Source organism: Mammaliicoccus stepanovicii, from assembly GCF_002902525.1.
GTDB classification, from domain to species: Bacteria; Bacillota; Bacilli; order Staphylococcales; family Staphylococcaceae; genus Mammaliicoccus; species Mammaliicoccus stepanovicii.
In genome coordinates this window covers 30,765-47,122 of sequence record NZ_PPQZ01000011.1, presented here as the reverse complement: position 1 = coordinate 47,122, position 16,358 = coordinate 30,765, and the positions used below count along the sequence as shown (strand labels likewise).

Sequence of the window (16,358 nt, the reverse complement as noted above, 5' to 3'; positions counted from 1 at the left end):
GACTTACTTGTTTACATTTTATTTTCATAGTAAAAAGCACAAAAAAACTGCACTAAAATAGGATTTAGTGCAGTTTTAATTAATTGATTTATTTTTAAATATAAATTTTTCAACTTCATAAAAAACTTTTTTATTCATTTTTGACAAACAAATTTCATGTGGTCCTTTTTCAATTTCTATCAATTTAGCTTTTTTTATTCTTTTTACTAATTGACGTGATTTCTGAATTGGCACAAGACCATCAATTGTGCCGTGAATAATTAAAGTGTTTGCTGTGATTTGTTCTGGTACATACAAAGCACGTTGTTGTAATTTTTTAAAAGAAACAAGTGATTTGTAATCAACTTTAAACGTTCTAAACAACATAAATTCAAGTATTCTTAAATCTGCATAGCGCATATTATGAATATATGTATAAGGATACTTCACCATATACTGAAGATTAATGTTATCGAATGCTGGAGCAATTAGAATTAATTTATCTGGTTGATGTGCTAGCGATAATAAACCCGCAATGACACCTCCCATTGAAAATCCAATTACAATTACAGTGTCACATTTTTCTCTAAGTGCGATATACGACTTCTCAGCCGCTTCGAACCACATTTCTTCGTTTGTATTTTTAATGAGTAACTTCTTGCCATGTCCTGGATATTCTGGTGCTTCAATTACAAAATCATAACGATCACCTAAATAGTTGATTAATGGAAGTAATTCATATCTGCCACCAGTGTAACCATGCAAAAATAAAATACCGAGTTTCATGTTAAATCTTCAATAATCGTTTCTAATGACATACCTCTTGAACCTTTAAACAGTGTGACAGAATCCGAATCTAAATTTAACTTAAGGAATTCAACTATTTCTTTTTTCGAATCGAAATGAAGTGTCTCTTCGATAAATTGATCTGCTATTTTGGAGATATGTTTCGCTTCTTCACCAAATGTAATTAACGTTTGAATATCTTTATCCTTTAAATAATACCCTACTTGTTCATGCATATCCTTACTGATATCGCCTAATTCTAGTACATCAGCAAGTACAATTATCTTCTGAGGTTTTTGTAGTTTATCAAGTGTGTCGATTGCCGCTTTCATACTAGTAGGACTTGCATTATATGCATCATTGATAAATAAACCGTATAAGTTCGTTGAAATTTGCTGCATTCTCATATCTGTGATTAATAAATCATGTAATGCATTTTGAATAACATCATCCATCACACCAAAATGCTTTGCGACTTGAATTGCATATGTTGCATTTTTTACATTATGTTCACCTAAAATATTAAGATGATAAACAATTTGTTCCTTATTCAATTGGAAGTTAATACCTGTACTAGAAGTTTGATTCGTATGAATCAACACATCATTCTCAGTTTGTGTTCCAATTGATAAACTTCTATTACGTAATGTCGCAACTAATGGTTTTAATAATGGTTCGTCACCATCATATATAAGGAGTCCATCATCTTGTAATCCTTCAGTGATTTCAAATTTTGCCTCTGCAATACCTTCTCTCGAACCTAAATCTTGCATATGAGATTCTCCGATATTCGTAATAATGGCAACATCTGGCTCTGCCAATTCAGTTAATTCTCTAATTTCTCCGAACCCACTCATACCCATTTCCAAAATAGAAACTTCAGTATCCTCGTCTAAATCTAATATCGTAAGTGGACAACCTATTTCATTATTATAGTTACCTTGTGTTTTTTTTACTTTAAAAGATTCTCTTAACACGCACTCTACCATATCTTTAGTTGTTGTCTTCCCATTCGATCCGGTTATTGCAACCACTTTAGGATTAACATATTTTAAATATGCTTTTGCTAAATTTTGTAGAGCTTGTAATGTATCGTCCACGAATATAAGCGGACCTTCTGGAGGATTTGGTACATCTTTTTGCCAGAATGAGGCACCTGCTCCATTACTCAATGATTGTTCAACAAAACGATGTCCGTCTACATGTTCACCTTTAAATGGGATAAACAAATTAGATGGGTCCAATTTTCTAGAATCAATACATGTACCAATCACTACAGAATCCATATATTCATCGTTAATATCACAATCTATCCATTTTTTTATAGTACTTAATTTAATGTTCATTGTATTTACCCTCAGTCAATTTTATATTTAATATCTTTCTTGTTATTAAATCTCTCAATAGCAAGTTCAATTAACTTTGTAATTAATTCTGTATAACTTAAGTTCATATTCTCCCACAATTGTGGATACATACTATATTGTGTGAACCCTGGCATAGCATTTGTTTCATTTATATAGATAGTATTATCTTCAGTTAAGAAGAAGTCTGCTCTCACAAGTCCAGAACAATCTGTCGCTTTAAAAGCCTCAACTGCCATATTTCTTAAAGTTGTTGCCGTTTCTTCATCTATGTCTGCTGGAATTTGAAGCTGTACTCTACCATCTTTATATTTAGATTTGTAATCATAGAACTGTACATCTTTAACTAGTTCTCCTGGTAATGTTGTTTCAGGATAATCATTTCCGAGAACAGCTACTTCAATTTCTCGCGCTTCAACACCTTGTTCAATAACTAATTTACGATCAAACTTAAATGCTTCTTCAATTCCTGAAATCAATTCTTCTTTATTAGTACATTTACTTATCCCTACACTTGATCCTAAGTTTGCTGGTTTAACAAAAACTGGGTAATCTAATTTATTTTGGATGAGTTCTTGTATATTGTGTTTATATTTTTCATATTCGCTTTTTAAGAAACTAACATACGGCAGTTGTGGTAGTCCTCTATGCGCGAATAGATGTTTCATAACCAATTTATCCATTGAACATGAAGCAGCTAATACACCATTACCTACATAAGGAATATCTAGCACTTCAAATAATCCTTGAATCGTACCGTCTTCTCCATTAGGTCCATGTAACAATGGGAATACAGCATCATAAGATTGACCATTAATACTTGATTCAAGTAATTTAGATATTGGAGTCAATTCATTAGTTTTTAGACGAAGTTGTTCTACATCTTCGATATGATTTTCAATTGAATGTTCACCTTTAATCCATTCTCCATCATTTGTAATGTAAATAATGTCCACGCAATACTTTGATAAGTCTACTGCATTAATTACATTTTGTGCTGTTAAAATAGAAACCTCATGCTCAGCACTTTTCCCACCATAAATGATACAAATATTTTCTTTAGACATTAAGACGCCTCCATGTAGATTATTAGCCTACATTTTATCATGTTTTTATAGTTTGTTGCACCTTTCAACTATTCTAATTTAAATTTAAGAAGAAATGAGAATAGCAAAATTGTACAATCTTATGTACAATCAAGTTATAATAGAAAATATGAAATTTAGCGTTAATTAAAGGAGTATATTAATGGAAACTTCTACTCGTACATTGAACAAGTCATTTCTAGAACGTATAGATTGGCGTTTAATTACTATCATCCTCATTTTATTTGCAACGAGTTGTCTCATAATTAATTCTGCAATGTCAGGCGGTCAATATGAAACGAACTTTCTTTTCAAACAAGTATTATATTATGTTTTAGGGTTTATATTAGCATTTGCCTTAATGTTTATTTCCCCCAAAACATTACGTAAGAACGTTTGGATTATTTATATTGTAGGAAACTTATCATTAGTTGGATTATTAATTTTGCCCGAATCAAGTTTTACACCTATTATTAATGGGGCTAAGAGTTGGTATAGACTTGGTCCAATTAGTATTCAACCATCTGAATTCATGAAAGTGATATTAATATTGGCATTAGCTAATGTGATATATCAACATAATCGGTTTACATATAATAAATCTTTATCTAGAGATTTAAACTTACTTACTAAAATGGCATTTACATCATTAGTTCCACTTTGTCTTATATTATTTCAAAATGACTTAGGTACGACTCTTGTTTTAATGGCCATTATATTAGGAACAGTCATTGTTTCAGGTGTAACTTGGAGAATTTTAGCGCCAGTATTCATCGCGTTATTTGCATTAGGCTCAAGTATCATATTATTGATTATTTTTAAGCCTAGCGTTATTGAACAAGTGTCTGGTATTAAGACATATCAACTCGGACGTATTAATTCATGGTTAGATCCATATCAGTATAGTTCTGGTGATGGATACCATTTAACAGAATCATTAAAAGCAATCGGTTCTGGTCAAATCTTTGGTAAAGGTTTAAATAATGGCGAAGTATACATCCCAGAAAACCATACAGACTTCATATTCTCTATAATTGGAGAAGAATTTGGATTTCTAGGAACGATGGTCATTCTGATTATCTTCTTAGTACTCTTTATTCATTTAGCAAGACTTGCTACAACGACATCTCATCCATTTAATGCAGTATTTATTGTAGGTTACATTTCATTTGTATTGTTCCACGTAGTACAAAATATTGGTATGACGATTCAATTATTGCCAATAACAGGTATACCATTACCATTTATAAGTTATGGTGGTTCGGCGTTATGGTCATTAATGGCTGGTATTGGTATCATTCTATCCATTACCTATCACGAAAAAGATAAATACACGATGATTACAGAGAAGCATTTAAGTTAAATGACATAAAAAGAGTCCGGAACAATTATAATTGTTCCGGACTCTTTTCAATTCGCCTAAATATTACTTCAATTTATTCGTAGCAACATTCGGTAAACTGCGCATTATTTCAATACGTGATTTTGTTTCAGTTATGTTTACGCCTAATGATGATAAAAGCTTGACCACATTCTTGACCTTTGAATTAGGTTGATTCATGGGTACCACCTCTATTTCAATTTGAAAATCTTATCTTTATTCTACTCTATTATTTGTCATTTGACTATAGGCCATTAGTATTAACATATAATTTTTTTGTAAATATATGAATGACGTATTAAAATTCAATGTTCAATTACGATATAACTTCATATCCAGCATCAAAAATAGCGTTCTCAATATTATCTATACTAGCGGGATCTTCAAATACAACACGTACTTGATTATCGTCTGGGCTTGCTACAACTTCATTTACCCCAATTAATTGTCCTACAGATTCCTCGACAGCTTGTTTACAATGTGCGCAACTCATGCCTTCTACATTAATGATTTTTTCTTTCATGATAATCTCTCCTATACAGAACGTTTATATTAAATTACATTTATTATTGTATGTATTTTGTTTTATTATAGGCATCTCAACATCATTGGTCAAATACAAACTTTCCAATTTTATTTTAAATGTATTATACTAGTTTAAAGAAACAGAAACGGAGGCATTGGTATGCATTTTATTCCGAATTTTTCATTTGATTTCTCAATCATTATATCAGTGCTACTTATAACTGCCTTTATACTAAACCTAGTATTTGGTTTTGTTATCATTTTTCTTGAACGTAGAGAAGCTGGGGCTATTTGGGCATGGTTATTAGTATTACTATTTGTTCCTATTTTAGGGTTTATTTTATACTTATTGTTCGGACGACAAATTCAAAGAAAAAGTATTTTTAATCTTGATGAAGAAGATAAAATAGGTTTGGAACATATAATAAATGAACAAATCAAAGCGATAGACGATAATAATTTTGAAATCGACAAGCCAGAGATTTATAACTATAAGCACCTCATTCACATGCTTTTGTATAATAATTCAGCCTTTTTAACAACAGATAATAAGGTAAAGATGTTTACAGATGGTCATGATAAATTTGATGCTTTAATTAAGGATATCGAAAATGCTGAACATTACATTCACATTCAATATTATATCTTTAAGAAAGATAATATCGGTAAGAAAGTCTTAAATGCACTTGAGAAGAAACTACAAGAAGGTTTAGAAGTAAAGATGTTATATGATGATATGGGGTCTAGAAAACTAAATCTTTCATCATTTAAAAAGTTTCGTGAGCAAGGTGGAGAAGTAGCAAGCTTCTTCCCTTCCAAATTACCTTTAATTAATTTTAGAATGAACAACCGTAACCATAGAAAAATTGTTGTTATAGACGGAAAGATTGGTTATGTTGGTGGATTTAATGTTGGAGACGAATATTTAGGATTAGACAAAAAGTTTGGTTATTGGCGAGATACACACCTACGACTTGAAGGCGACTCAGTTAATGCGTTACAACTTAGATTTATGATGGATTGGAACTCACAATCGACTCGTGATAAGATGCGGTATGATTCACGCTACTTCCCTGACGTTGAATCTGGTGGTAAAGTTGGAATCCAAATCGCATCGAGTGGACCTGACGAAGATTGGGAACAAATTAAATACGGTTACTTAAAGATGATTTCAGAAGCTAAAGAGCATATTTATATTCAAACACCATACTTTATACCAGACTTATCATTTTTAGATGCAATTAAAATTGCTGCCCTATCTGGTGTAGATGTAAATGTTATGGTTCCTAATAAACCTGATCATCCATTCGTTTATTGGGCAACATATGCAAATGTCGGAGATCTCATTAAAGCAGGCGTTAATGTGCATATTTACGAAAATGGTTTTATTCATACAAAGATGGTTGCAATAGATGATGAAGTTGTAAGTATTGGTACAGCAAATATGGATAACCGTAGCTTCGTATTAAACTTTGAAGTAAACGCATTTATATACGATGAAGAAATCGCTAGAAACTCACGATTAGCTTATCAAAAAGATATGGAATATTCGTCCATTTTAACAAATGAAATTTATGAAAAAAGAAGCACTTGGATTAAATTAAAAGAAGGTATTGCAAGGTTACTTTCACCATTACTTTAGTAACAAAATTAAAAGGCTGGGACATATTTGAATAGTCCCGGCCTTACTACATTACGGCAAGGATGATGAAATGTTGTTAACAACATTAGGTTGCTATCCTATTCCCTCTTTAAGGAGAATAATATGAACAAAATAGAAGTCATACAAAGTGCTGAAGAATATGCTCAACAATTACATGAATCCGATACAACAGGTCATGATTTTGAACATATTTTAAGAGTAAGACATATCGCATTGCAAATCGCAAAAACAGAAGAAGTAGATTCATTCGTAGTAGAACTAGCTAGCTTATTGCATGATACAGTCGACAAAAAGCTATTTAAAGATTTAAATCAAGCATGGCAACATTTAAATAACTGGATGAATGCTGTCAGTTTACCTCTTAACATCCAACAAGAATTGGTTCACATTTTAAAATATATTAGCTATAACGGTGGTAAGAACAAAGGCAAGCTCAATAGTTTAGCTGGTAAAGTCGTACAAGATGCAGATAGAATTGATGCATTAGGTGCTATCGGCATCGCTCGCACATTTCAATTTTCAGGTCATTTTAAAGAACCGATGCATATAAGTAGTATAAAGCCTCGAGATTTAAACACAATGACTGCTGAACAATATCATAACGAACCTAACACCGCTATAAATCACTTTTATGAAAAATTATTATTGCTCAAAGATCAAATGAATACAACAAAGGGTTATGAAATCGCTGAAACACGTCATGATTTCATGATTCAATTTTTAAATCAGTTTTTCGATGAATGGCATATAAATCAAGAACAAGATTGAGATAGAAATAGTGAACAGGATAGATAAACTCTCTGTACAGTAATAAAAGCCTGCGACATAATATTATGTCGCAGGCTTTTATATATTGAAACCACATCTAATTTATTTCTTCTTGTTTGAAACTAATTTAGCTGGTTTCTTATCTTTATTATTTTCTTTTTGATTTTTTTCATGTGCTTCAATGATTGGTTTCATTTCTTCTTCTACTTTTTTGTTATAAAAGACATTACCTAACCATGTTTGAATCACTAAGAATGCACCACCAACAGCCCAGTATAAACCTAATGCTGAAGCTGAAATGTATGACATCCAAATAATCATGATTGGAGAAATGAACATCATCATTCTCATCATATTCTTTTGTTCATCAGGAACATTTGCATATTTCATAGAGACAAATGCTTGTAAAGCATATATAATACCCGCAATAATTGTGATGAAGATGTCTGGCTCAGTTAAATTAAACCATAAGAAATGTGGATATTCTGTAATACCACCTTCTGTAGGATACTTCAATACATAGAATAAACCCATAACAATTGGCATTTGAATAACTATCGGTAAACAACCCATATTCATAGGATTAATGCCGTGTTTTTTGTATAATGCCATCATTTCCTGATTGGCTTCCATTTTTTCTTCTTGCGTACGTGCGCGTTTTACTTTTTCTTGTATAGCGGTCATTTCTGGTTTTGCTAATTTCATTTTTTCGCGCATTAATTTTTGATTTTTATACGTTTTCATCATGAATGGGAATAACGCAAATCGAACGATTAATGTAATAAGAATAATTGCTAAACCGTAATTGTGATTTAAGTTTGCACCGAGCCAATGAATTAAACTATCCATTGGTTTGACAAATGTATTATAAAAGAATCCATCTCTATTCTCAGGTTTAGAATAGTCACATCCGGCTAACACTACCATTACACCAAATAATAATGGCCATAACGCTTTTTTCTTCATTTTTCCACCTCTATTGATATATTCACATAAAGGTTATTCTATCATAGTTTCAAGCCAACATAAATCAATATCTCAATTTTTGTCAGAATTTTTTATAATGTTTATGAAAGCCCTTCACAGTTTGTTCAATATTTTCACTTTGTGCTATAGCCGATATGACACTTACACCGTTAGCACCTGCATCAATTAGTGGCATAACATCTTGCTCCGTAATGCCACCTATCGCAACTATTGGAATCACATTGTCATATTGTCTCAGTGTTTCAACCAATTTATATCCACCATGGACGCCAGCATCTTGTTTAGATATTGTAGAATGAATTGGACCAGTACCAATATAATCTACATTTTCTATTTCAGATTGATTATATTCTTCAATATTAGCAACACTTAACCCGATTATTTTATTTTGGAAATCATCTTTAAACGAAGATATTTTACGATCATCTTGACCAACATGAATGCCGTCTGCATTAATTTTTATAGCAAGGGATACGTCATCATTAACGATAAATGGTATGTCATAACGACGACATAGCGATAATAAAGATTTCGCAAGATTCTCTTTTTCTATACCTGTTTTACTATTCGGTCCTTTTTCTCGAAATTGAAACATCGTAATACCAGTTTTAAGTGCTTCTTCAACAACTTCATTTAAATCATGATTTGGCACATCTTGACTTCCCGCAATGAAATACACTTTTAGCATATTTGGATTAAACATTTATTTCACTTCTTTCACTTTCTTCATTTCCAATACTTTATCATGTGTAATAGCATTTAATTGATCAATAAAGTTCATCTGGAATGATCCAGGTAAATTTCCACCTTCAATATCATTTGCGATTTCACTTGCGATATTATATGTTGATAGTGCTTCTTCTAGTATTTCAATGGTAATTTTTTTCTCGTTAGCAATGAATGCTGCGACAATCGCGCCAAGCAGACAACCTCCACCTGTTACTTTAGTAAGCATTTCACTGCCATTTTCTAATTCCAACACTTTATTATCACATGCAATAACATCGACTTTACCTGTCAATACAATTGGTAAATTTAACTGTTGGTGTGCTTTTTTAGCGATTTTTACATGATCTAATTGATCATCACTATCTGTTCCTTTCATTTTGGCATCGTCATCTATAAGTGATAATATTTCTGATGCATTACCTCTTATAACATCTACCACTTCATCGTTTAATAATGCCGTACAAAATGTCTTTCTTAATGTTGATGCACCAACTGCAACTGGATCTAACACGACCGGCACATGTTGTTCGTGCATAATTTTTGTATATTCTTTCATATCAAAAGCACGATCAGCCGTAATCGTACCTATATTTATTAAAAATGCTCCCGCTACTTGAGAGAACTCTAATGCTTCTTCTGGTTCTTCACTCATTGCTGGGCTTGCACCTATTGATAACAATCCATTTGCAGTGAAGTTTTTAACAACATCGTTTGTATAGCAAACAACTAATGGTGATTCTTCTCTAATTTGATTTAGTTTACTCATAATCTAACCCCTCAATCTTTTGATAAGCGAAGTGATTAACAGGTCCTCTTCCTTTACCAATTTCCGGCGTATGTTGAATTGCTAAACTTATAAACCTCTTCGCTGTATTAACCGCTTCTTCTATTGTATGACCTTTCGCTAATTCTGCAGTTATAACTGCACTAAATGTACACCCCGTACCGTGAGTATGTTTTGTATCAAATCTCTCACTATTCCATGTTGTAACGCCTTTATTCGTGAATAAATAATCAATTGCATCTCCTTCTAAATGACCACCTTTAATTACGACACCTTCTGAACCTACTTCATTTATAAAAAACGCACCTGCCCTATTAATATCATCGACAGTTTCTATATTAAATCCTGTAATATCTTCAGCTTCAGGTATATTTGGTGTAACCACTGTAGCTATTGGTAATAGTGTTTCTATTAATTTTTGTTTTCCTTCGTCGTCCATTAATGCATCACCACTTTTAGCAACCATTACCGGATCAATGACATAAGGTACGTTTGACTGCAATATATATGGTTTAATCATTTTCATCATTTCTTCAGATGCAATCATACCTGTTTTAATTGCTTGTGGAGACTCATCTTCAAACACGCTATTTAATTGACTTTCAAGCACTTCAATCGGCAGATGGTAAACATCTTGTACACCTAAAGAATTTTGAGAAACTATACTTGTTGCAACGGCCATACCATAAACACCCGATGCATGAAATGATTTCAAGTCTGCCATAATACCTGCTCCTCCAGTTGGATCAGTCCCCGCTATCGTTAAAGCAATATTTGGTTTTTTCATTTTATTCCACCTCAAATTCCCAATCTTGCTTTGTAAAAGCCATATTAAAGAAGTTTCGTTCATGTACTGTGCTTTCAAGGAAGTTTCTTTCTACAACTTTCAGTTCCGCTTCACTACAACTTTCACTAAAATCATTCAACCAACCATCTAAATAAACCATCAGTTCGTCCATACCCTTTAAGTAAAAATTAAACCACTCTTTCAATTTATGGTTATCACTAAAATTGTTTCTTTCTAACGCCATTTGCGCCAATCTTCTATATACATATGGGCATGGAGCCATCGCCGCAATTGTATATGCAGCATGCTCATGTGCGTATGCATTATAGTACATATGTTTTATATAGTGATCTGCAGTCGGATACCAAGCTCCATCTTTAATAACTTCTAAATATGGTTCTCCAATATAATCCGCAAGTATTTGATGTGCGCCTACTTCTCCAGATGAAGCAAATTCAATTTGTTCAACTAAAAATTTAATTTCTTCTTTAGAATTCACTTTCGGAATAAGGAGCGCATAAACTTTCGCAAATTCATTAAGATAACGCGCATCTGCTTTTAAATAATGTTTAATTGCTTCAGTCGAAATATCATCATTTACAAATCCTTGAATGAATTCATCTTGATAAATCCTTTCAATAATTGGTTCCACCTGTTGTTGTAGTCTTTCAGAAAAACGCATTTAATCTCTCCTATTAACGTATTACTCTATAAAAAAATGACCTCTTTCGCAAAAAAAGAAGTCAATTAAAGTAGTATCCGTTAATTGACTACTTTCCTACGTTGGCATTATCCAAATCAGGTATAAGGGACTGAATTACATCATCTCAGCCAATACGGCGCCCCTAGCAGTCATTTATTTATTTAGTTAATTAAATCGTATCAAAACAAATTCCTTTGGTCAAATTAAAAAAACTGCCTTGAAGTTTTCAAGGCAGTTAGATTATTCAATTTATGCTGTTACCCACTGTGACGGACCAGCTGTATTATATAATTTTACTGCTGCTGCATCTTGAACATGTTCTGGTGCATTAGCAGGAGATACTCCTCTATATTGAGCTGGTGCTACTGAATCCCAAGTGCTTTGTAAAAATTGATATTTACCAGCTGCACCTGAAGTTGGGTTAATCGCATGAATATTTCCTCCAGATTCACGTTGTGCAATTAATTGCAAGTGTGAATTAACATTTACTGAAGAACCAGTTGAATGTTGTGCTGGCGCTTGGTATGAAGTTTGTGACGTTTGAACACGATTATATGATTGTTGTGCTGGTGCTTTATATGATTGAACTGGTGCATTATAAGTTTGTTGTTGTGCTGGTGCTTGGTATGATTGTTGTACTGGTGCTTGTTGAGCTGCTGGTGCTTGTGCTACTGGTGCAGCTGATTGTGCTGGTGCTTGTAATGATAATTTTTGACCAACAATAATTAAATCTGATGATAAATTATTCCAAGCTTTTAATTGTGATACTGTTACATCATATTTAGAAGCAATTTTACCTAAAGTATCTCCTGCAACAACTGTATAAGAAGTTGTTGATTCAACTTTAGCTTCGTTAACTTTGATTACTTGATTTGGTAAGATTAAGTTTGATTTCAAACCATTTTCTGATTTGATTGCGTCTACTGAAGTACCGTATTGTTGTGAAATACTATGTAATGTATCTCCTGATTTTACTGTATGAGTTGCTGCATCTGCTGTAGCTGTTACCCCTGTAGTAACTGCAACTGCTGCTGTTGAAACTGCTAATAATTTTTTCATAATTTAATGTTTCCTCCCGTAAGGTTCTTTTTATATGATTTTTACTGTTTAAACTATACCATCTATTTTCATGTCATAGGTTACAGATATATGATAAAACAAAGCCATATATTACATTTACATTACGCATGTTTCAAGTGTGTAGTTACATTATTTAATGTTAAAACGTTGTAGTTAAAGGAAAAACACTCATTGTGCAAAATTTATTGTCAGACAATTTGTCATATGTTTGTAATTTTTTAAACAATTTATTATTAATATGTATACTTGCTGCCCTACAGCAAGACAGCAAGTTTTGGAAAAAAGAATCAAGAACTATATAAAAATGGAGGATTGTTTATTAGTCATTCAATACTAATGCAAGCATAAATCTATGATGTCGTTACTTGTTCTTCATTAGATTTATTTATTAACTTTTCTTTGATATCTTCATTTTTAGTTTCATCATCAATTAATTCTACAATTTGATCGATTTGGTTATACATTTTATGAGATGCATGATTTCGCTCATTATCACGTGCTCTTTTTTCAGCTTTTGACTTCTCTCTTTCAAAATTAGTGATTTGTTCCTCGGAATATAATTCAGCACTTTCACTAATCAAATCACTTATATCTTCTTTAGAATGGGGTACAGTAGATTTACTACTCATCGGCATTGTTAGAAATTTAATAGAATCACAAATGATTTCCGTAACATATTGTTTCTTCTTATCTTGAGTATATGACCTAGATTGTATTTGACCAGTCAACGCGACCAATTGACCTTTCTTCGTATATTTATGGATATTATAAGCTAGTTTCCCGAATGCTTTACAAACTATAAAGTCAACGACCATTGTACCTTCTCTCGATTTATATCCTCTCTCTACAGCAAGACAAAATGTTGCAATCATGATTTCACCTCTTTTATAGTACAAAGGGTCTTTCGTTAAACGACCAACCAACACAGATTTATTTAGCATTTTATCACCTCCTTCTAAGATTAATATAATAAGCTACCTCCTATGAGTCAAAATGCATATTTTAAGAATAAAGTACTGATATTCTCTAGAATTTTTATGAATATTGTTAATTCATTAAAAAGTGCTTTATAATAGAATCTAAAGTTTAATATTCGTTGAATTAATTTTAAGGGGGATATTCATGAAGACATTTAAAGCTGTTCGTTTCCAAATTGTCGACGGTGAACAAATAACGGAATACGAACTACTTGATGGCATTATCATCAATAAAGAAAATAGCGGTACAGGTTGGCTACTTGAAATTTTAATATCAGATATTCATTATGAGCAAATGAAGGAGTATTACGACAAGCAAACTTTACTTGATACACGTGTTGTGATTACGCGACCATCCAATGATCCCGCTCTATTTGATGCAACTATCAAATATATTGAAAGATTGGATGAACAGATTTCTGTTGTATTTGAATGCCATATTTATACTTTAAGACAAGTTTATGCAGAACGACTTCTCGAACAACTCATTGACGAGGGGCTGTCTGGCGATGAATTAAAAACATCTTTCAATCGTTTAATGCAGTCTAAACCAAAACTTAAAGACGAAAAAAGCAACATTTAATTACTGAATAACTAAAAAATCTCTACCGCCTAGTCTAGACGGTAGAGATTTTTGATATATATTATTTTGTGCATATATATAATATAAAAATTTAGTTATCTACAATAGCAAAGCTAATTTCGCAACTACATGCAATTTCTCCATCTACAGTTGCTTTAGCAGTTCCTTTACCTATTGGCCCTTTAATTTTAGTTATTTCGACTTCAAGTCTTAACGTATCACCAGGCGTAACTTGTTTCTTAAATCTACATTTATCAATTCCAGCAAACATTGCTAGTTTTCCTTCATTTTGTTCTAATCGTAACATAGCAACTGCACCAGTTTGTGCAAGAGCTTCTACAATTAGAACGCCAGGCATCACAGCATAATCAGGAAAATGCCCTTGGAAAAATGGTTCATTACCTGCAACTTGTTTAATTCCTACACAACGCTTACCGTCTTCTAATTCTACTATTCTATCAAGTAATAAAAATGGGTAGCGATGTGGAATTATTTTCTTAATATCATTAAAATCATAGATTGTTTCCATCATGATCTCCTTCCAGTTAAATCAAAAATGTGTTGCCATGTTTCAGGATTAAAAACACCAAAAGGATTATGGAGTATACCGTACCCAATCATAGTCCCAACAATAAATAATAAAATCATTAAAACTAACAATATGAGAAACTTTATCCACAAAGGAATTACACGATGTTCTATTTCTATTCCTTGAATTGTTTCTACTCTATTCGTTTGTAATTTTTCTTTAACCTTTTTATAAAGTGACTTTTTATCTTTATTGTCAGATCTTGTTGATTGCGTCTCAGACATACTAAACCCTCGCTTTATCGTTTAACTTATCATTATCATTGATGCGTTCTACATCAGCACCTAATGCTTTTAGTTTAACATGAAAATCAACATATCCTCTATCTAAATGTATAAGTTCAGTTACATTCGTATAACCTTCTGAAACAAGTCCAGCAAGAATTAATGAAGCACCTGCACGTAAGTCTGTTGCTTTCACATCTGCACCTTGTAATGCTTTATTTCCTGTAATTATAGCACTTCTTCCATTGATGAAGATATCTGCATTCATACGTTTAAATTCTTCTACATGCATGAATCGATTTTCAAATACTGTTTCTGTCACTTTACTAGTGCCATTAGCTGTTAATAATAAAGCCATCATTTGAGATTGCATATCAGTTGGAAAACCAGGGTGTGGCATCGTTTTAACGTCAATTGGCTTAATTTCACCAGGTACTTGAACATTTAAACCATCTTCAATATCAGTGATTTGAACACCAGCTTCTTCTAATTTAGAAACTAAACTTGTCATATGTTCTCTCATAGCACCTATAACATTAACGTTACCTCTTGTGATTGCACTTGCAATCATAAACGTACCTGCCTCAATCCTATCGGGAATAATAGAATGTTCAGCACCATGAAGACGTTCTACACCTTCAATTTTAATTGTATCAGTTCCAGCACCAGTTACATTTCCACCCATTTCATTCAAATAGTTAGCTAAATCAACTATTTCAGGTTCTCTTGCAACATTTTGTATTTCTGTTTTGCCTTCAGCCAATACTGCAGCCATCATAATATTTTGAGTTGCACCAACACTTGGGAAGTCTAAATAAATTTTGCTTCCTTTTAATCCATTAGGTGTCGTTGCTTCTATATAACCATTATGTAATTCTATTTCTGCACCTAAAGCTTCGAAACCTTTCAAGTGTTGCTCTATCGGTCTCGATCCAATTGCACATCCACCTGGTAGTGCCACACGTGCATGTCCTTTTCTAGCTAATAATGGACCCATCACTAAAATACTTGCTCTCATTTTACTTACATATTCGTAAGGTGCCTCTATCTTTAATGACTGTGTAGCATCAACTTTAACAGTATTATGCTCTGCATCATAATTAATTTCAGCATTTAAATGTGTTAACACTGTATTTATTGTATCTACGTCACTTAATCTTGGTACATTCGTTAATACACTTTGACCTACTTCTGGTAAAAGTGTAGCAGTTAGTATTGGTAAAACAGCGTTCTTTGCGCCTTCTACTACTACAGTACCTTCTAATCGTGCCCCGCCTTTTACGACTATTTTATCCATATAATTATCCTCCACAAAACTTCACTAGTTAGTTATTTAACAAAAGTATATATTTATTAAATACACA

Annotated in this window: 19 protein-coding genes and 1 riboswitch; of the genes, 4 read left to right on the top strand and 15 right to left on the bottom strand. The window is 32.5% G+C overall.

The features are described from left to right. Positions 1–75: 75 nt before the first annotated feature. From CD111_RS01970 to CD111_RS01960, 3 genes are read right to left on the bottom strand one after another with little or no spacing between them, the layout of a single operon-like run. On the bottom strand, positions 76–765 hold the full coding sequence (locus tag CD111_RS01970; protein WP_095086727.1) for an alpha/beta hydrolase: 690 nt from the start codon (positions 763–765) through the stop codon (positions 76–78). Beyond that, on the bottom strand, positions 762–2,111 hold the full coding sequence (locus CD111_RS01965) for a UDP-N-acetylmuramoyl-tripeptide--D-alanyl-D-alanine ligase (RefSeq protein ID WP_095086724.1): 1,350 nt from the start codon (positions 2,109–2,111) through the stop codon (positions 762–764). The genes CD111_RS01970 and CD111_RS01965 overlap by 4 nt, the downstream gene beginning before the upstream one ends. A gap of 11 nt (positions 2,112–2,122) precedes the next feature. Then, entirely contained in the window at positions 2,123–3,196 is a 1,074-nt protein-coding gene (locus CD111_RS01960; RefSeq protein WP_095086721.1) for a D-alanine--D-alanine ligase, read from the bottom strand. Between the two features lie 181 nt (positions 3,197–3,377). Here CD111_RS01960 and CD111_RS01955 point away from each other — a divergent pair, with 181 nt between their 5' ends. Beyond that, positions 3,378–4,577, top strand: a complete 1,200-nt coding sequence (locus tag CD111_RS01955) for an FtsW/RodA/SpoVE family cell cycle protein (RefSeq protein WP_095086718.1) — start codon at positions 3,378–3,380, stop codon at positions 4,575–4,577. A 63-nt stretch (positions 4,578–4,640) separates the two neighbouring features. Here CD111_RS01955 and CD111_RS12725 read toward each other — a convergent pair whose 3' ends face one another. Together CD111_RS12725 and CD111_RS01950 are read right to left on the bottom strand one after the other, a co-directional pair. Continuing rightward, positions 4,641–4,775 carry an Lmo0850 family protein gene (locus tag CD111_RS12725; RefSeq protein ID WP_229726496.1) on the bottom strand — a complete coding sequence of 45 codons (135 nt, stop codon included), beginning with the start codon at positions 4,773–4,775 and terminating at the stop codon, positions 4,641–4,643. Positions 4,776–4,911: 136 nt separating this feature from the next. Beyond that, positions 4,912–5,118, bottom strand: coding sequence for a copper ion binding protein (locus tag CD111_RS01950; protein ID WP_095086715.1), 207 nt, complete (start codon positions 5,116–5,118; stop codon positions 4,912–4,914). Between the two features lie 162 nt (positions 5,119–5,280). Between CD111_RS01950 and cls the strand changes: the two genes are divergently transcribed. Next, positions 5,281–6,762 (top strand): cardiolipin synthase, encoded by a 1,482-nt coding sequence (gene cls / locus CD111_RS01945; RefSeq protein WP_095086712.1) that lies wholly within the window; start codon positions 5,281–5,283, stop codon positions 6,760–6,762. A 123-nt stretch (positions 6,763–6,885) separates the two neighbouring features. Beyond that, complete coding sequence (locus CD111_RS01940) at positions 6,886–7,551, top strand: HD domain-containing protein (protein ID WP_095086709.1); 666 nt, start codon at positions 6,886–6,888, stop codon at positions 7,549–7,551. A gap of 102 nt (positions 7,552–7,653) precedes the next feature. On the opposite strand, the gene yidC is transcribed toward CD111_RS01940, so the two are convergent. From yidC to CD111_RS01905, 7 genes are all read right to left on the bottom strand, one after another. Beyond that, positions 7,654–8,517, bottom strand: a complete 864-nt coding sequence (yidC, locus tag CD111_RS01935; RefSeq protein WP_095086706.1) for a membrane protein insertase YidC — start codon at positions 8,515–8,517, stop codon at positions 7,654–7,656. An 82-nt stretch (positions 8,518–8,599) separates the two neighbouring features. Further along, entirely contained in the window at positions 8,600–9,241 is a 642-nt protein-coding gene (gene thiE, locus CD111_RS01930) for a thiamine phosphate synthase (RefSeq protein ID WP_095086703.1), read from the bottom strand. Then, positions 9,242–10,033, bottom strand: a complete 792-nt coding sequence (gene thiM / locus CD111_RS01925; protein WP_095086700.1) for a hydroxyethylthiazole kinase — start codon at positions 10,031–10,033, stop codon at positions 9,242–9,244. Next, positions 10,026–10,838 carry a bifunctional hydroxymethylpyrimidine kinase/phosphomethylpyrimidine kinase gene (gene thiD / locus CD111_RS01920; protein ID WP_095086697.1) on the bottom strand — a complete coding sequence of 271 codons (813 nt, stop codon included), beginning with the start codon at positions 10,836–10,838 and terminating at the stop codon, positions 10,026–10,028. The genes thiM and thiD overlap by 8 nt, the downstream gene beginning before the upstream one ends. 1 nt (position 10,839) lies before the next feature. After that, on the bottom strand, positions 10,840–11,520 hold the full coding sequence (gene tenA / locus CD111_RS01915) for a thiaminase II (protein WP_095086694.1): 681 nt from the start codon (positions 11,518–11,520) through the stop codon (positions 10,840–10,842). Positions 11,521–11,596: 76 nt separating this feature from the next. Continuing rightward, positions 11,597–11,695, bottom strand: a riboswitch (TPP riboswitch). A 95-nt stretch (positions 11,696–11,790) separates the two neighbouring features. Beyond that, on the bottom strand, positions 11,791–12,600 hold the full coding sequence (locus CD111_RS12905) for a LysM peptidoglycan-binding domain-containing protein (RefSeq protein WP_095086691.1): 810 nt from the start codon (positions 12,598–12,600) through the stop codon (positions 11,791–11,793). Positions 12,601–12,971: 371 nt separating this feature from the next. After that, complete coding sequence (locus CD111_RS01905) at positions 12,972–13,562, bottom strand: single-stranded DNA-binding protein (RefSeq protein ID WP_095086688.1); 591 nt, start codon at positions 13,560–13,562, stop codon at positions 12,972–12,974. A gap of 181 nt (positions 13,563–13,743) precedes the next feature. Between CD111_RS01905 and CD111_RS01900 the strand changes: the two genes are divergently transcribed. Further along, entirely contained in the window at positions 13,744–14,181 is a 438-nt protein-coding gene (locus CD111_RS01900; RefSeq protein ID WP_095086685.1) for a YwpF-like family protein, read from the top strand. A gap of 91 nt (positions 14,182–14,272) precedes the next feature. Here the strand turns inward: CD111_RS01900 and fabZ are convergent, their stop codons facing one another. Genes fabZ through murA form a run of 3 tightly spaced genes read right to left on the bottom strand, consistent with a single transcriptional unit; the run spans position 14,273 to position 16,291 of the window. Next, positions 14,273–14,710, bottom strand: a complete 438-nt coding sequence (gene fabZ, locus CD111_RS01895) for a 3-hydroxyacyl-ACP dehydratase FabZ (RefSeq protein ID WP_095086682.1) — start codon at positions 14,708–14,710, stop codon at positions 14,273–14,275. Then, positions 14,710–14,994 (bottom strand): DNA-directed RNA polymerase subunit beta, encoded by a 285-nt coding sequence (locus tag CD111_RS01890; protein WP_095086679.1) that lies wholly within the window; start codon positions 14,992–14,994, stop codon positions 14,710–14,712. Before CD111_RS01890 ends, fabZ begins: the two co-directional genes overlap by 1 nt. A gap of 1 nt (position 14,995) precedes the next feature. Continuing rightward, a complete protein-coding gene (gene murA, locus CD111_RS01885; RefSeq protein WP_095086676.1) occupies positions 14,996–16,291 on the bottom strand; it encodes a UDP-N-acetylglucosamine 1-carboxyvinyltransferase in 1,296 nt (431 codons plus the stop codon). Positions 16,292–16,358 lie beyond the last annotated feature (67 nt).

Coding starts and splice junctions, on each gene's coding strand:
- CD111_RS01970 (WP_095086727.1), bottom strand. CDS start 765: ATGAAACTCGGTATTTTATTTTTGCATGGTTACACTGGTGGCAGATAT.
- CD111_RS01965 (WP_095086724.1), bottom strand. CDS start 2,111: ATGAACATTAAATTAAGTACTATAAAAAAATGGATAGATTGTGATATT.
- CD111_RS01960 (WP_095086721.1), bottom strand. CDS start 3,196: ATGTCTAAAGAAAATATTTGTATCATTTATGGTGGGAAAAGTGCTGAG.
- CD111_RS01955 (WP_095086718.1), top strand. CDS start 3,378: ATGGAAACTTCTACTCGTACATTGAACAAGTCATTTCTAGAACGTATA.
- CD111_RS12725 (WP_229726496.1), bottom strand. CDS start 4,775: ATGAATCAACCTAATTCAAAGGTCAAGAATGTGGTCAAGCTTTTATCA.
- CD111_RS01950 (WP_095086715.1), bottom strand. CDS start 5,118: ATGAAAGAAAAAATCATTAATGTAGAAGGCATGAGTTGCGCACATTGT.
- cls (WP_095086712.1), top strand. CDS start 5,281: ATGCATTTTATTCCGAATTTTTCATTTGATTTCTCAATCATTATATCA.
- CD111_RS01940 (WP_095086709.1), top strand. CDS start 6,886: ATGAACAAAATAGAAGTCATACAAAGTGCTGAAGAATATGCTCAACAA.
- yidC (WP_095086706.1), bottom strand. CDS start 8,517: ATGAAGAAAAAAGCGTTATGGCCATTATTATTTGGTGTAATGGTAGTG.
- thiE (WP_095086703.1), bottom strand. CDS start 9,241: ATGTTTAATCCAAATATGCTAAAAGTGTATTTCATTGCGGGAAGTCAA.
- thiM (WP_095086700.1), bottom strand. CDS start 10,033: ATGAGTAAACTAAATCAAATTAGAGAAGAATCACCATTAGTTGTTTGC.
- thiD (WP_095086697.1), bottom strand. CDS start 10,838: ATGAAAAAACCAAATATTGCTTTAACGATAGCGGGGACTGATCCAACT.
- tenA (WP_095086694.1), bottom strand. CDS start 11,520: ATGCGTTTTTCTGAAAGACTACAACAACAGGTGGAACCAATTATTGAA.
- CD111_RS12905 (WP_095086691.1), bottom strand. CDS start 12,600: ATGAAAAAATTATTAGCAGTTTCAACAGCAGCAGTTGCAGTTACTACA.
- CD111_RS01905 (WP_095086688.1), bottom strand. CDS start 13,562: ATGCTAAATAAATCTGTGTTGGTTGGTCGTTTAACGAAAGACCCTTTG.
- CD111_RS01900 (WP_095086685.1), top strand. CDS start 13,744: ATGAAGACATTTAAAGCTGTTCGTTTCCAAATTGTCGACGGTGAACAA.
- fabZ (WP_095086682.1), bottom strand. CDS start 14,710: ATGGAAACAATCTATGATTTTAATGATATTAAGAAAATAATTCCACAT.
- CD111_RS01890 (WP_095086679.1), bottom strand. CDS start 14,994: ATGTCTGAGACGCAATCAACAAGATCTGACAATAAAGATAAAAAGTCA.
- murA (WP_095086676.1), bottom strand. CDS start 16,291: ATGGATAAAATAGTCGTAAAAGGCGGGGCACGATTAGAAGGTACTGTA.